The sequence below is a fragment of the Rhizobium mesosinicum genome (assembly GCF_019511345.1).
GTDB lineage: Bacteria > Pseudomonadota > Alphaproteobacteria > Rhizobiales > Rhizobiaceae > Rhizobium > Rhizobium mesosinicum.
Map to the genome: position 1 here is coordinate 144452 of NZ_JAEUAK010000007.1, position 14350 is coordinate 158801.

12 protein-coding genes and 2 pseudogenes are annotated in these 14350 nt (G+C 57.9%); 9 read left to right on the top strand and 5 right to left on the bottom strand.

All coding sequences use genetic code 11. The features are described from left to right. Positions 1 to 462: 462 nt before the first annotated feature. The 3 genes from JNB85_RS19245 to JNB85_RS19255 are packed head-to-tail and all read left to right on the top strand — an operon-like array spanning position 463 to position 5907. Positions 463 to 1221 (top strand): ImuA family protein, encoded by a 759-nt coding sequence (locus JNB85_RS19245; RefSeq protein WP_220335905.1) that lies wholly within the window; start codon positions 463 to 465, stop codon positions 1219 to 1221. Beyond that, complete coding sequence (locus JNB85_RS19250; RefSeq protein ID WP_220335906.1) at positions 1139 to 2653, top strand: Y-family DNA polymerase; 1515 nt, start codon at positions 1139 to 1141, stop codon at positions 2651 to 2653. Before JNB85_RS19245 ends, JNB85_RS19250 begins: the two co-directional genes overlap by 83 nt. Further along, positions 2650 to 5907, top strand: coding sequence for an error-prone DNA polymerase (locus JNB85_RS19255; RefSeq protein WP_220335907.1), 3258 nt, complete (start codon positions 2650 to 2652; stop codon positions 5905 to 5907). Before JNB85_RS19250 ends, JNB85_RS19255 begins: the two co-directional genes overlap by 4 nt. 546 nt (positions 5908 to 6453) lie before the next feature. On the opposite strand, the gene JNB85_RS19260 is transcribed toward JNB85_RS19255, so the two are convergent. The 3 genes from JNB85_RS19260 to JNB85_RS19270 form a co-directional block, all read right to left on the bottom strand. After that, on the bottom strand, positions 6454 to 6717 hold the full coding sequence (locus tag JNB85_RS19260) for a DUF982 domain-containing protein (RefSeq protein ID WP_220335908.1): 264 nt from the start codon (positions 6715 to 6717) through the stop codon (positions 6454 to 6456). A 1281-nt stretch (positions 6718 to 7998) separates the two neighbouring features. Continuing rightward, the gene (locus JNB85_RS19265; RefSeq protein WP_220335909.1) at positions 7999 to 8481 is read right to left on the bottom strand and encodes an RES family NAD+ phosphorylase; all 483 of its coding nucleotides are present in this window, start codon (positions 8479 to 8481) and stop codon (positions 7999 to 8001) included. After that, on the bottom strand, positions 8478 to 8927 hold the full coding sequence (locus JNB85_RS19270; RefSeq protein ID WP_220335910.1) for an antitoxin Xre/MbcA/ParS toxin-binding domain-containing protein: 450 nt from the start codon (positions 8925 to 8927) through the stop codon (positions 8478 to 8480). The genes JNB85_RS19265 and JNB85_RS19270 overlap by 4 nt, the downstream gene beginning before the upstream one ends. A 327-nt stretch (positions 8928 to 9254) precedes the next feature. Here JNB85_RS19270 and JNB85_RS19275 point away from each other — a divergent pair, with 327 nt between their 5' ends. Further along, entirely contained in the window at positions 9255 to 9533 is a 279-nt protein-coding gene (locus JNB85_RS19275; RefSeq protein WP_220335911.1) for an HU family DNA-binding protein, read from the top strand. Positions 9534 to 9942: 409 nt separating this feature from the next. Next, positions 9943 to 10176: a BrnA antitoxin family protein gene (locus JNB85_RS19280; protein WP_220335912.1), complete on the top strand. Its 234-nt coding sequence runs from the start codon at positions 9943 to 9945 to the stop codon at positions 10174 to 10176. A 607-nt stretch (positions 10177 to 10783) separates the two neighbouring features. Here the strand turns inward: JNB85_RS19280 and JNB85_RS19285 are convergent. After that, positions 10784 to 10971, bottom strand: a pseudogene (locus tag JNB85_RS19285) (RraA family protein); the annotation flags it as partial. Positions 10972 to 11087: 116 nt separating this feature from the next. Between JNB85_RS19285 and JNB85_RS19290 the strand changes: the two are divergent. From JNB85_RS19290 to JNB85_RS19300, 3 genes and pseudogenes are all read left to right on the top strand, one after another. Then, the gene (locus tag JNB85_RS19290) at positions 11088 to 12182 is read left to right on the top strand and encodes a nucleotidyltransferase family protein (RefSeq protein ID WP_220335913.1); all 1095 of its coding nucleotides are present in this window, start codon (positions 11088 to 11090) and stop codon (positions 12180 to 12182) included. Positions 12183 to 12495: 313 nt separating this feature from the next. Continuing rightward, positions 12496 to 13506 carry an IS30 family transposase gene (locus tag JNB85_RS19295; RefSeq protein ID WP_220335914.1) on the top strand — a complete coding sequence of 337 codons (1011 nt, stop codon included), beginning with the start codon at positions 12496 to 12498 and terminating at the stop codon, positions 13504 to 13506. Positions 13507 to 13535: 29 nt separating this feature from the next. After that, positions 13536 to 13679, top strand: a pseudogene (locus JNB85_RS19300) (helix-turn-helix domain-containing protein); the annotation flags it as partial. A gap of 129 nt (positions 13680 to 13808) precedes the next feature. Here JNB85_RS19300 and JNB85_RS19305 read toward each other — a convergent pair. Beyond that, positions 13809 to 14000, bottom strand: a complete 192-nt coding sequence (locus JNB85_RS19305) for a hypothetical protein (RefSeq protein ID WP_220335915.1) — start codon at positions 13998 to 14000, stop codon at positions 13809 to 13811. Here JNB85_RS19305 and JNB85_RS19310 point away from each other — a divergent pair. Beyond that, positions 13987 to 14238, top strand: a complete 252-nt coding sequence (locus JNB85_RS19310) for a winged helix-turn-helix domain-containing protein (protein ID WP_220335916.1) — start codon at positions 13987 to 13989, stop codon at positions 14236 to 14238. The genes JNB85_RS19305 and JNB85_RS19310 overlap by 14 nt on opposite strands. Positions 14239 to 14350 lie beyond the last annotated feature (112 nt).

Here is a 14350-nt window from a genome sequence, read left to right on the forward strand (position 1 = left end):
TGTCGTCGAACATATGCCAGTGTCGATCAAATCCGGAAAGCGAGTCTCGCACCGGTCGATGCCGTCCGAGGAAACCATCCTCGGACATCCCATTGCCACACGCCTCCGGAGCTGTTGAAAGCTCAAGCTCGCTCCGTAGCGTTTGACGAGGACCTGGCGGTCGAATTCCTCCCTCCGGCCGCAGGCGCGACATTCCACCGTTATAATGGGCTGGCGAAATTCTCGGAGCGTCACGCTCGGTCCGTAGGTATTATTTCCCATCTATTGCTTTCTCGGGGCCGTGAGCTTCTTTTGCTCAATCAATTGAAAATGCTTATTTATCGACAATTTGCGTCCTGTGAATGGTGTGTGGATTAGGAAAATACACCCGAACATGCGCGTTGACTTACATGCCGATTGGGAACAAATAAAGAACAAGATCGCTTTTGGCGAGACATGAACTGAATGCGATGACGACCGGCCATGGCCCAGATGAGCGCCAACACCATCATATCCGAGCTGAGGGAGCGCATCGCGCACCTGGGGGGCGACATTGGTCGGAAGGCGGCTATCTTGCCGTTCGGCGTTCCGGAAATCGACCAGGCCCTTCCTGGCGGCGGACTGGTCTGCGGCGCTCTGCACGAGTTCGCAGGTGGCGGGACGGGAACGGTGGATGGCGCAGCCGCCGCTTTAATGGTTTCCGGAATAGTGGCGCGAATGAAGGGCAAGGTGCTTTGGTGCCTGACGAGGCCCGACCTGTTTTTTCCGGCGGTCTCGCAGGCGGGCCTGCACCCAGATCGGGTCATCTTCTGCGAAAGCGACCGCGAGGAGGATGTCCTGGCGTCAATGGAAGAGGGCTTAGCGTTCGGTGGTCTCGCAGCTGTGGTCGGGGAACTGGTCCGATTGCCGATGACGGCGTCGCGCCGCCTGCACCTTGCGGCCGAGAAGACCGGAACGATGGCCATCGCCCTTAGGAGGTGGCGAAGACAGTCCGAGGCCTCTGACTACGGTCAACCGACCGCATCGACCACGAGATGGCGGATCAGCGTGCTGCCCTCCGAGCCGTTACCTGTCGCCGGCGTAGGCCGCGCTAGGTGGCTCGCCGAATTGATGCGCGTGAAATCAGGCGAGTGTGCTGAGTTCAAAATAGGAGCCTGTGATGCCGAGGGTCGTATCTGTCTACTTCCCGTTTCTGCCGACGGACCGGATCAGACGGCATGGCAAGGACGGAGTTCCGGCTGACCAGCCTCTGGTGGTGATCGCCAAAAGCGGATCGAAGCGCTGGATATCGGCTGCCGATAGCAATGCCCGAAAGCTTGGCCTCCATATCGGCATGCCGGCGAGCAAGGCGCAGGCCATGGTCTCCACTCTCGTGGTCGTCGATGCCGACCCCACGGCGGACGCTGCTGCGCTCGAACGTCTGGCACTTTGGGCGCTGCGACAATACAGCCCGGCCGTCGCAGTGGACGGTACCGATGGCATCGTCATGGACACGGAAGGGGCCGACCATCTGCAGGGCGGCGAGGAACGTCTAATTTCTGGTCTCGTGAACATGCTCCGCGCGCGCGGCCTCACCGCAAGGGCTGCTGTCGCAGATACATGGGGTGCGGCCCATGCGCTCGCCCGCCTGACATCGGCCGAGACGACCGTCGTCCCGATCGGGGATGTTGCGAAGGCGGTGGTCGGATTGCCGATCCACTGTCTGCGCTTGGCACCGGACACTGTTCACAGTCTCAGGGTAATGGGCATCGAAACGGTCGGCGAACTCTCTGCTTTGCCGCGGGCTCCGCTGACACTGCGGTTCGGCCCGGAACCTGGGCGGCGGCTCGACCAGCTGTTCGGCCGCGTCGCCGAACCGATCGAGCCGCTGCGCACGCTCGAACTGGTCGAGGTGTCGCGCAATTTCCAGGAACCGATTGGAGCTGCCGAAACCATTGCCAAATACGTCCTCCGCCTGGTGAACCAGCTGACGGCGAAGTTGGAACAGCGTGGGCTTGGCGTCAGGCGGTCCGACCTTGTCATCCATCGCGTCGACAATACGCGCCAGAGCCTACGCGCCGGGCTTGCCAAGCCTGTTCGCGATCCCGCCCGCCTTTCCAAGTTGCTCTGCGACCGCATCGAGAAAATCGATCCAGGCTACGGGATCGAACGGATGGTCCTCGTTGCGATTATGGCAGAACCCCTCGAAGAGAAGCAGATCGCCTCGTCTCTGATCGAAGAGCAGGTGGTCGACGTCACGCCGTTGGTCGATATCCTCGGCAACCGTGGCCAGCGTCTCTATCGGGTTACTCCCGTTGCTTCAGATGTCCCCGAGCGCTCGGTGGCGCGTATCGGACCGACTATCGAGGAGACCGGAGCCACATGGGCCGCCAAATGGCCGAGGCCATCACGTCTCCTGCCACATCCGGAGGAGATCGAGGTTATCGCAGTCCTGCCGGACCAGCCGCCGGCGGTATTCACGTGGAGGGGAAAGCGTCGCCGCGTAAAGCGGGCCGATGGACCCGAGCGCATCTTTGGGGAATGGTGGACAACGCCGTTGGAGATGCGGGCCGTCCGCGATTATTTCGTCGTTGAAGACGAAACCGGCGAGCGATACTGGGTCTTCCGCGCCGGCGACGGCCTCGATGTCGCAACGGGATCGCACAAATGGTTTCTGCATGGAGTATTCGGATGAGATATGCCGAACTCCAGGTGACGACGCATTTCAGCTTTCTCAGGGGAGCGAGTTCGGCCGAGGAGTTGTTTGCGACAGCCGCCATCTATGGCATCGATGCGCTCGGTATCGTCGATCGCAACAGCCTCGCAGGGATCGTCCGCGCCTGGGAGGCTGCCAAAACGGTGGGCGTTCGGCTTGTCGTCGGGTGCCGTCTGGACCTGAGGGACGGAATGTCATTGCTCGTCTACCCGACACACCGCCCTTCTTATTCCCGGCTGACCCGATTGCTTTCGCTCGGCAAAAGCCGCGGCGGCAAAGGCAAGTGCATCCTCGATCTGACCGATGTCGAAGCCTATAATGAAGGGCTGCTGGCTATCCTGGTACCCGATGAGGCAGACGATATTTATGCGGGTCAATTACGCAGGGTCGCCACAATCTTTGGTGATCGCGCTTACGTCTCCCTTTGCCTTCGCCGCCGCCCTAATGATCGCCTCAGACTGCACAATCTATCGAACATGGCAGCGCGTCATAAAGTGAAGACCGTCGTTACCAACGACGTCCTGTTTCATGAGCCCGGGCGGCGGCAGCTGCAGGATATCGTCACTTGCATTCGCAATAAAACGACCATCGACGACGTCGGATTCGACCGCGAGCGGCACGCCGACAGGTTCCTCAAGCCGCCGGAGGAAATGCATCGGCTGTTTGCCGACTATCCCGAAGCTCTGGCCCGCACGCGCGAGATCGTCGATCGCTGTCGTTTCGATCTTTCCGAACTCGAGTATCAGTATCCCGAGGAAGCAATAGTGCCGGGCCTCGATGCGCAACAGTCGCTCGTGAAATTGTCTTGGGAGGGGGCGGCCGAGCGCTATCCCGAAGGCGTTCCGGAAAAGGTCAGGAAGGCGATCCTTCACGAGCTGGACCTGATCCGGGAGATGAAATACGCCCCTTATTTCCTGACCGTTTTCAATATCGTCAGGTATGCGCGTTCGCAGGGAATTCTCTGCCAGGGCAGAGGATCGGCGGCCAATTCCGCGGTCTGCTATTGTCTGGGTATCACGTCGATCGATCCCGAGACGTCGGACCTGCTGTTCGAACGTTTCGTCTCGCGCGAGCGCGACGAGCCGCCCGATATCGACGTCGACTTCGAACACAACAGGCGTGAGGAAGTGATCCAGTGGATTTACGAGACCTACGGCCGTTCGCGGGCCGCACTCGTCTGCACAGTCGCCCGCTATCGCACCAAAGGGGCTCTGAAGGACGTGGGCAAGGCGCTGGGCCTGCCCCAAGACCTGATCGAACAGCTGTCCTCAGGGGTCTGGGGCTGGTCCGAAGGGGTGAGCGAGCAGCAGCTGAAGGAGAACAATCTCAACACGGCTGATTATCGTCTGCGCCTGGCACTTGAGCTGTCGTCGCAATTGATGGGCGCGCCGAGGCATCTGAGCCAGCACCCGGGCGGATTCGTGCTGACACAGAACAGGCTCGATGACCTTGTCCCGATCGAGCCGGCCGCAATGGAAGATCGTCAGGTTGTCGAGTGGGACAAAAACGACCTTGAAGCCCTGAAATTCATGAAGATGGATGTCCTCGGTCTGGGCATGCTGAGTTGCATGTCCAGGGCATTCGAGTTGCTTGCCGAACACAAGGGGCTTGCCATGGGACTTGCAGATGTCCCGCAGGAGGAATCGAAGACCTACGCGATGATCCGCAAGGCCGATACGCTCGGGACCTTCCAGGTGGAATCCAGAGCCCAGATGGCGATGTTGCCACGCCTCAAGCCAGAGACGTTTTACGACCTGGTGATCCAGGTGGCGATCGTCCGCCCCGGTCCTATTCAGGGCGATATGGTCCATCCCTATCTCCGCCGGCGCGAAGGCAAGGAGAAGGTGGTCTATCCGACCCCCGAACTCGAGGCGGTGCTGAAGAAGACCCTCGGGGTGCCGCTGTTCCAGGAAAGCGCCATGAAGGTCGCCATGGTCTGCGCGGGCTTCACCGCGGGCGAGGCCGACCAGCTGCGGAAATCGATGGCGACCTTCAAATTTACGGGCGGAGTCTCGAGGTTCAAGGACAAGCTGATCAAGGGGATGATCAACAACGGCTATACGCCGGATTTCGCCGAGCAGACGTTCGGACAGTTGGAAGGCTTTGGCTCCTACGGCTTTCCGGAAAGCCATGCCGCGAGCTTTGCCCTCATCGCTTACGCGTCCTGCTGGGTGAAATGCCATCATCCGGATGCCTTCTGCACCGCGCTGCTCAACAGCCAGCCGATGGGTTTTTACGCGCCCGCCCAGATCGTTCAGGATGCCAGAAAACATGGCGTGGAAATCCGACCCGTCTGCGTCAACCGATCCCGCTGGGACTGCACGATGGAGCCGATCGAAGGGTCCGACCGCTTCGCCGTTCGATTGGGGATGCGGATGGTCAAAGGATTGGTGATGAATGACGCCGCCAAGATCGTCATCACCCGCGCCGACCAGCCCTTCGCCTCCGTCGACGACATGTGGCGACGCTCCGGTGTCCCGGTCGCGGCTCTCGAGAAGCTCGCCGAAGCCAATGCTTTCTTTTCGTCGCTGCACCTCGAGCGACGTCAGGCGCAATGGGACATCAAGGCGCTGCGCGATGAACCCCTCGAACTATGGGCGGCGGCGGCCGCACGCGAAGCCAGGACAATCCCGGAGATGCAGGAGCCCGAGGTGAGGCTGAAGTCCATGACGCATGGCAGGGAGGTGGTCGAGGACTACACGCATACGGGGCTGACGCTAAGGCGGCATCCGGTCAGCTTCCTGCGCAGCAAACTCGCGAAGAAGAGTATTGTCACCTGTGCAGAGGCGATGAACCAGAGGGATGGTCGATGGTTGATGACGGCCGGCCTCGTTCTCGTCAGGCAGCGGCCGGGATCGGCCAAGGGCGTCATGTTCCTGACACTCGAAGACGAGACCGGGATCGTCAATGCAGTCGTTTGGCCATCGTTGTTCGAGCGTCAGCGCCGAATATTGATGGGTGCGAGCATGATGGCGGTAAACGGCAAAATCCAGCGGGAAGGCGAGGTCGTTCACTTAGTTGCCCAGAGGTTGTTCGATCTGTCGTCAAACCTCGCGAACATCGGGGCGAGCGACGGAGAGTTTCCGCTGCCTCATGGGCGTGGCGATCAGGTCAAGCATGGTAGCGGGCCGGACCCGCGGGATAATTCCAAGCCTGCGATGCAGACGAGGGATATCTATATCCCGGACCTCCACATCGATACGCTCAAGGTGAAAAGTCGAAACTTTCACTAGGTCGGAATTTACCAAGATCGGTCATGCGAACGACAGCGCGGTAGATTGTAGGAACGGGCTAAAAACGTGGTCCGTGCTTCCTGGGACCAAAGTCCGACGAGAGATCGCCGGGATTTGTTCGATTGTGTCGAATATGGTTGTCGGAGCAGGGATTCGAACCCCGCGTCAAAGCTTGAAGGCTGTGAGCAACCTCGGACCCGAGGGATAGGAGAGCGCCACGCTCCGATTACGCTTACGCCCGACTGAACCATTAGCTCGTAGGCCCTTGCGATTGTTCCTGAGGTGGTGGCCTCAGGGCCGCAAAGCGCAAAATTGATTTACCGACGCCGAGCTTGGAAACGCAGTCAAGGACGCTCGAACATTGAGCACGAGGTGGACTCCTGCCGAAAGCCTTGCAGCCAAGGATGCGCAAAGAGTTCGTGACGTCATCGACGCGGACGCATTACATCGCGGCGTTACAAAAATTCTCAGTTTGAGAGATTTTCTGAGGAAGGCTTAGGACCGCTGAACCGGCATCTCTTATCCCCGCTGCCCCGAGCGCAGATATCAATGAAGAACGGCGACCGCGGCCACACCAGCTTCGTTGGCGGCCCGTAGGATAGCGCTTCTTAATTCAGTGCGGCTTGCTTTTCCAACCATGACGTCGAGACAGGCTTTAACTGCCGACAAAAATTCCTCGCCATCGTCCGAAGGCCATTCCTTGATCAAAGCGTTGGCAGCCTCGTGAACGGTACGAACAATTAACCGCCGGCCTGGATCTTTGAAGATGAGGATCACTTGATCAATTTCGGTCGACATGTCGAGTTTCATTACGCAAGACTCCACGGCATACGAGCGCCAATCCATTTTGCGTGCGGAAGCTAGTTGCGAGGAGGCGACCTGTCTCGTGAAAAGCGCGTGACATGTGACTTGTGTCACAGCGGAGCGCTCGTCGCCTGATCCTCGATCGCGTCTCCTCAGGCGGCCGGCCCTTTTGTCGAAACGTCCGTTGGAAGCCTAACTCTGGGTCGCTTGGCTCCCGCGCACTTCGGATCTGTGTCCGCAGGAGATTTACTGACCTGCCATGGGTTCGGATCTCTTCACCTGCCGCCAGACGTCGAATGGCATCAAGTTCCACTGAATTAAGAGCAGCGCCTTCGGCTCCATTGTTAGCGTAATCCGTCTTGAGTGACAGCGCACTATTTCTCGGGACGTCTTCGAGTTCGTCCGCTCTTGATCGACAACGTCACATCGCGTCAGGTTTGATGACATCGCGAAATTGCCGCTGACGCATTCCATGCGATCCTGACGTCTCTGGGTGCGTCGCAACCGCATTCCTCCCAGCACGCGCCGTTCTTCTGGAAAACTGAACCGTCGCCGTTTTCAGTAAGCAGTCCATGTTACAAGCCATCGGAAGTCGTAGATGAACTTAAATAAGATGCAGGTCCGCGGCGAAAGCCACGGTACGGTTTTGCTCGGCGATAAGAACTTGACCCTTACCGCCAATAGGAACACCGATTGGTTCCACCACCCCGCCGGCAGCTTCCGTCGCAACGATGTCCTTTCCTTGGCTACCGAGGTAGCGGAAGGGACCTTTTCCGTCAGAGCCCGGATTTCCGTCGATTTCGCTTCTCCTTATGACGTCTTTCGAGCGCCGCCTCGTCATTCGTCAACGGCCATATTCTCTATGTCGATGGCGGGATAACCGCGAGCCTGTAAGCCCAAGTTCGCGCCTTCTGGATCAGGTTCTCTTGGAGATGCAACCGTAACGCCGAGGCCCTTAGGTCTGGGAGCACTTCCCACGTATGCAATGACATGCTCTGCAGTGGGTGAGATCCCGCCACGCGTTGATCCTTTCGAATCCGACTCTAGCGTCAATCCGAAGCCTGCTTTGGATGCGATGCGTAGATTCGCAGTCGAACTTGGCCCGTATAAGCTTTCAGTGCCTTGGAGTTATTTCGCGGGTGGGCCTCGAGCCAACCTGCCCAGCTGCAAATTGGAATATAAAAAGGCTCCCGATCCGCTTTCGATTTGCTGGGGAAAAGGCCTTTCGACAGGTGAGATTGATCGTTCCTAGCGAACGATCCCTTCGTCCGATTCCCGCCCAATAGATTACGAGCCAAACAACCGCCGATCCCAGAAGACAGGCCGATGTAGGCTCGCACCAATACTGCGAAGCTCGGGATGAGCTGGATTGATGAGGGCGTTCTGCTCGATCCGGGTAATCACACTCGGAACCAAGAGGACAGCGCTGCGCGCCTGTTTCACCCATGTCTCTCCATACACTTTACTGACATGCGGCGGAATTGCATCCCACCCCGGCAAAGCAGGCTCTGAAAACACTTCATAGGACACCCCTGCCGCTATGGTGATCTCGACATAGTGTTGGTTCGGTGGCAGTGCGCCGGACCCGTGCACCAGTTTCTCCAGGAGAGCGGTCGAGTACTGCAGGCTCGTGTAGATGATTGGGCTTGCGGGCGTATTCCACCGACCGGGAGCAATTGTCGAGCCGGTTGCGTCAAAAATGGGATAGGCGCCGCGCGGATCGCCGATGCGATAAGTCAGAAGCGTTCTGTCCAGGACCTGAGCCGTCAAGCGGCGGACCCGTATTTCAGCCGGCCAAGAATATCGAGAACCATTTCCGCTCCGAGTTCGTTTTGAATGACGAGATCAATCGGTCTTTTGTCTTCAAGCATCGCATGTGGCCGAAACAAGAAAGCGCGTGCACTTTCCTCCGAACCCCAAACGTCGACCGCTGCGGACCAGACCCTAGCAATGCGGGTGACTTTTGCACCTTCATCGGCAGAAAGCTTGTTGCCCGATTGGGCTTTACGCCTGTTTAACGTGGCTCTTGGAACCACGTTATAAATGAACTTGATATCGTTGGGAGCGAGCGAATTTGCTATCCGTAGCAAGCTCTCGACTGGAAGCCCCCCCTCGATGCGCTCAATCAGGCGCAGCGGCGAAACATCGGCACCGGATCTGGTAGGAGATGGTATTCCTAACAGCCGAGCCACATCGGAATAAGCCGTAAATGACATAGCGACACTCCTTGCTCATGTGAGACATCATATAGGATCATTTGGTCATAAAGCAAGCTGCGAAAATATAGTGAGAAGCTGGCGCATCGCAAACATAACACCGACGACCGCACGTGAGGGAAACCGCTCCACTTCGCCGCACCAGTGGCGCCGGATCCCCCGGATCACTTCGCTGCCGCTGGCGGATCAAAAGACACGCCGGCGGCGGCAAATCGATCGGAAGCTGTGGAAACATTGCCAGGGGAACTCCCGAGTTCGCAGCTGCATCATGACAACGATCACGTCCGATGTCAGGGATTTCGCGTTATCTATGATGCGGAGAATATCATGACTACCACCAACGAAATCGCGGACAGGATTGCTGGCGAGCACGGCCTGACGAAGGTCCAGGGCAAGGCAATCGTCGAGGCCGTCATCGCCTCGATTACCGAAGCAGCGCTTGCCGGCAACGAGACCTCGCTCCCGGGCTTCGGCAAATTTAAGGTCAAGGCGACCCCCGAGCGCGAGGCACGCAACCCATCGACCGGGGCGACGATTAAAGTCGCAGCTGCCAAGAAGCTCACATTCCAGCCGGCCAAGGCGCTCAAGGATGCAATGAATAAGTGATATGCCGAGAGCCTCGACGCCTAATCGAGGCTCTTACTTTTCGCCCCCTGCGGGTGTTATCGATGATATCGGGCTAAGCGTGCGAGGGGCAGTGAACCGAAGACGAGAAATCGCCGATCGCGTTGTGGCGCGTTGGAGGGCTCGCGGCTTCGCTCTCGATGCGGATGCTACCTCTATCGTCGAACTTTGGATCGACGGGGCCATCACGGCAGCGGAGATGCGTCGCCGGTATCTCACGGTGCTTCGCGAGCGAGAATTTCTCCGTGCATCGCGAAACGTGCCAACGAAGGATGCGCCTTCGCAGTCGGCTCAAGGTGCTCCGATAGTTGACACGCTGAAGCCAGAGGCAACCGATTCTGCCCTGGCCCCCACTCCTTCGCCTTCACCAACCGACTAAAGGAGACATCCAATGGCAACGACACTCCGTCGGCCCGTCAATCCGCTGGACGCCGCAGAAGCGCTGTTCAAGCCGGTCAAGAAGACACTCGCAGACGCCGTCGAGCGGCGCAAGGTTCCTGTCGCAACCGAGACCGTCTCCATCAGGATCGATGGTGATGTCCTGGCCTTTTTTCAGGAAGATGGCCCGGGCTGGCAGGACCGCATTAACGTAGCGCTTCGGCAGGCCATGGAAAGCTCACGCTAATCGGCCAATTGTCCTCGATGTCTCAGGACAGACCACATCCTCAGTCCCAACGTCTTCGTGCGCGAGAGCGACCGTTTCAGCTCCAACTGCTGGGTGAGCTCCGCCATATGGCTGCGGTCGGCAAGGCGAACAGCCTCGCGGATGCGCTCGATGTCGCGATAGAGCACTTATTTGCCCAGCAGTGGATACGCGATAAAAACAGAAACACAAAATGCGGCGGACGAGAGAGCCAACAGAGGCTTTAGGAGAAATGGCGGCATCGAGAAATCAGAACACATTGGCTCGTTAGGTCCCCATTGACCTTGCCCCAGGTTTTATCCAGTTTTGAGCTCGCTCCAGCGGTTTTGGGTTGCTGTATTCGGGGCGCATTTCCTTCCTAATAATCCGATCTTTGCTCCAGTTCTACAAAGCAACAGCCAACAAACCGCCTGGAAGTTCCATAAGACAGATTACGCGATTTACAACGACAAATTGCGTACACTAGCCTCGGCGACTTTCCCGAGAGTCTGAGATCAGAAAAGCGCGAATCTCACCCGCACGTGTCTGACGCGAATCGAAGACCGGTATTTCGGCTCGCTTTCCCCGTGGCGAGCAATCTAGGTCAGAAATAGCTTTCCATTTCGGTGCACTCGTCGGCAAGCTCCTCGGCGAGATGAGCTGGGATGACCATGACGCCGTCCCGGTCACCGACCAGCACATCTCCAGGAAACACCGCAACGTCACCGCAGGAGATCGGAACGTTGATATCCAGCGCGCCTCGTGCAGAGTGAGGTTGGTCGGGGCCGACGGCTTGGATCGGCTCTGTCCGGTCGGCTCGCAGCTTTGCCTTGACCCGGCGCTTGGGAACCTTGTGCCTATCCTCTAATCGTTATACTGTTTTTGGAAAACAGTATAACGCCGAGTCAAAGCTAATGAAGTCCATCGACCTCATGTATCAGACGATGCTCGCCGAGCTGGGTCAGCGCTCGCTCGACGCCGCGTGGACGGCCGATTTCCCTCCAGAGGGTCGATTCACGCCGGCGAACATCAAGGGGCGCAAGTACTGGTACTTCGACATTCCAGATGGGCATGGTGGTACGAAACGTCGTTACGTCGGCTCTGCTGATGATCCGGACATCGCGCAGCGCGTAGCTGATCATAAGCGGGACAAGGACGATCTACGCGCTCGCAGGCGCTTGGTAAATACCCTAACTCGCGAAGGTGGGATGATCGCCCCTGACGCCATGTCGGGCGACATCGTCGAGGCTCTTGCCGACGGAGGTCTTTTTCGGCTCCGGGGCGTTCTCATCGGCACGGTCGCCTTTCAGTGCTATTCAGGACTGCTAGGGGTCCGCCTTCCCATGGGTGCGATCCTGACCGGCGATGCAGATATCGCCCAGGACTATGCCATCAGCCGGGAGGTTGAAGACAGTCTGCCTCCGATCGTTGAGCTGCTGCAGGGCGTCGACGCCAGTTTCCGGCCAGTTCCGCATCGATCGGGGTCAGCGGCCTCATCGGCCTTTCAGAACGCCGACGGCTACCGGGTTGAATTCCTGACGTCGAACCGTGGTTCGGATGACTACATCGACCAGCCAGCGAAGATGCCCGCCCTTGGTGGCGCCAGCGCGGATCCATTACGCTTTCTCGACTTCCTGATAAGAGAACCCGTCAGGACAATGCTGCTCCACCGAAGTGGTATCCCAGTCGTCGTCCCCGATCCCTCCCGGTATGCAGTCCACAAGCTAATAGTCGCCAGCCGCCGGCACACTGACGGGCAGGGGCTGGCAAAGCGTGAGAAGGACGTTCGTCAAGCTGCACTGCTCTTTGAAGCCCTTCAGCAGACAAGGCGATCTGCTGATTTGGCGCTCGTCTATAAGGAAGCCTGGGAGCGCGGGCCAGCATGGCAAGATGCTATTCGAATCGGGGCGGGAATGCTGTCGGCACAAGATGCCGATCGGTTCAAGATGGTCCTGGTCGAGGGGGCAAAAAAGAACCGCGAAGAAATCGAACTTCCCGTTGGAGAATAGGTCGTCTCCAGCTTCGAAAGCCAAGCAATTGATTTGATTAGAGGCGGCGAAGATAAATACAGCGACGAGAGTTCGATTCCTTTCATGTCAGGCTTTTTGTCAATCGTTCATTCGAGTGGCGTCGAATTTCTTCTTGGTAGCGGATCCGCGGTCTGAGCCCATAGCAATTACCGGCCCGGTTCTCGGGCCTGTACAACCTCATATGTGGAACGGCCCGCGGCGCAAGAGGCTTCGCAATCGACTTCGGTGGGTTCAAGGATGAAGTGCGACTTGCTAGTGATCCCAATGGGTTATCACTCGCAAGGAAGGCGCAATGCAACGCACCTACTCTCAGATTGGCTTGGACGAACGCCGTAAGATTGCCCGTTGGAGGTCAGCTGGGCTCAGTGTTGACGTCATTGCAGAGAAACTCGGACGACATCGTTCGACGATCTTCCGCGAGATCCGGCGCAACATGTTTGTCGACAAGCAGATACCTGACCTCAGCGGTTATTATTGTGTGACGGCACATCAGACCGCTTGCGATCGTCGTTCGAAGCTGCGGAAGCTCGCGCGCTTCTCACATGTCCGGGAATCGGTAATCGACCGGATCGTACACGGCTGGTCGCCGCAGCAAATTGCTGGGCGGATGCGTCTGGAGCACCATCCAATCTCGGTAAGCCATGAGACGATCTACAAGTTCGCATATTCAGCAGACGGCCAGGCGATCAAGCTTTGGCGACATCTGCCAGAGCGTCGCGCCAGACGCAGGCCAAGACATGCCAGACGCAAACACGGTCAACGGTTTAGCTCGGACCTGAACATTCTGCGCCGCCCCGACGCCGTCGCTGAGCGCAAGCAGTTTGGGCACTGGGAATGTGATCTGATCCAGTTCCGCAAGAAGTTCGGAAAGGCCAACGTGACTTCGCTCGTCGAACGCGTTAGTCGATTTGCGATCTTCCTGCGCAACAACGACCGTCAGTCACGCCCGGTCATGGATGGTCTCATACGCGCCCTCAAGACCCTACCCCATCTCGCCCGTCGCTCGATCACTTTCGACCGTGGCACGGAGTTCACGGATTGGCCTTATCTCCAGGCGAGCATTGGCACCCAAACCTGGTTCTGCGACCCGCAATCGCCATGGCAGAAAGGCACCGTCGAGAATACCAATGGTAGGGTACGGAAATGGCTTTCGAGAGAGGTCGATCCATTGTCGGTCACGGATGTTGATCTGATCAACATCTGCAACCGTCTCAACGAGACACCACGCAAATGCCTCGGCTACCGAACACCGGCCGAAGTCTTTCGCAAGAAACTGCTCGCACAGATCAGGCATGCCGGTTAGCTTGATGAGCACAAAAGTCGCGGTTCAGCATGAACTCACAATGCTATACGCAGCTTGCCCTCGCCGACCGACGACGCCTACATCAGCTGGTGGCGGCAAAAGTTCCCGTCAACGAAATGGCCCGTCAACTTGGCCGTCGCCGATCGACCATCTATCGTGAGATCAGGCGGTCGCTTCTGTCAAACGACGTATATCGTTTCGCGCAATCTCGTTTATAGCCTTGCAGCTTCAGTTTGGTGTAAAGCCGCTCGATCGCCCGACTTGCGGTGATCGCCGGTCAGGCGGTTGGAATTGACATGATTTCATTTGCGGATACAGGCAACGCAAAAAGTCTCCATTTTGGAGATCTGACAATCGACGAAGCTTGCATGTTTGCCCATCGCAACGGGCAGACTATCCAATTCACCAGAAACGAGCGCGCCCTGCTGCTTGCTTTCACCAGCAATCCGCAACGGCTTATGACTCGCAGCCGTCTGCTGGATGAGATCGCTCAACTCCGATTCCTCCGACCGCAATATCGATTTTCTGGTCAACAGATTGCGGCTAAAGCTGGGTGATAATGCAAAATCACCCATCTATATTGCCACCCAATATGGCGAGGGTTACGTCTGGATCGCGACGCCATCTCGCCGGGGTCCGATCGATGCTTTCCTGATCATCGGCCCAAGCTTCGAGCTTCAGAATCATCCGCTGCGTCAACAAGGCATGTCCTGGTCACCTCAAGTTCCATAAATCCGATTATTTATGCGATTCGCAACTAAAAAGTGTGTTATGCTCGCTTGGATTGCCGCGGCGCTACCGGCCCGCCATGATCAGAACGCTGACGCCTGTATGTCCCGCCATC

Excerpts from the sequence above, each read along its gene's own strand:
- JNB85_RS19245 (WP_220335905.1), top strand. The coding sequence starts at position 463 with ATGGCCCAGATGAGCGCCAACACCATCATATCCGAGCTGAGGGAGCGC.
- JNB85_RS19250 (WP_220335906.1), top strand. The coding sequence starts at position 1,139 with ATGCCGAGGGTCGTATCTGTCTACTTCCCGTTTCTGCCGACGGACCGG.
- JNB85_RS19255 (WP_220335907.1), top strand. The coding sequence starts at position 2,650 with ATGAGATATGCCGAACTCCAGGTGACGACGCATTTCAGCTTTCTCAGG.
- JNB85_RS19260 (WP_220335908.1), bottom strand. The coding sequence starts at position 6,717 with ATGAAACTCGACATGTCGACCGAAATTGATCAAGTGATCCTCATCTTC.
- JNB85_RS19270 (WP_220335910.1), bottom strand. The coding sequence starts at position 8,927 with ATGTCATTTACGGCTTATTCCGATGTGGCTCGGCTGTTAGGAATACCA.
- JNB85_RS19275 (WP_220335911.1), top strand. The coding sequence starts at position 9,255 with ATGACTACCACCAACGAAATCGCGGACAGGATTGCTGGCGAGCACGGC.
- JNB85_RS19280 (WP_220335912.1), top strand. The coding sequence starts at position 9,943 with ATGGCAACGACACTCCGTCGGCCCGTCAATCCGCTGGACGCCGCAGAA.
- JNB85_RS19290 (WP_220335913.1), top strand. The coding sequence starts at position 11,088 with ATGAAGTCCATCGACCTCATGTATCAGACGATGCTCGCCGAGCTGGGT.
- JNB85_RS19295 (WP_220335914.1), top strand. The coding sequence starts at position 12,496 with ATGCAACGCACCTACTCTCAGATTGGCTTGGACGAACGCCGTAAGATT.
- JNB85_RS19310 (WP_220335916.1), top strand. The coding sequence starts at position 13,987 with ATGAGATCGCTCAACTCCGATTCCTCCGACCGCAATATCGATTTTCTG.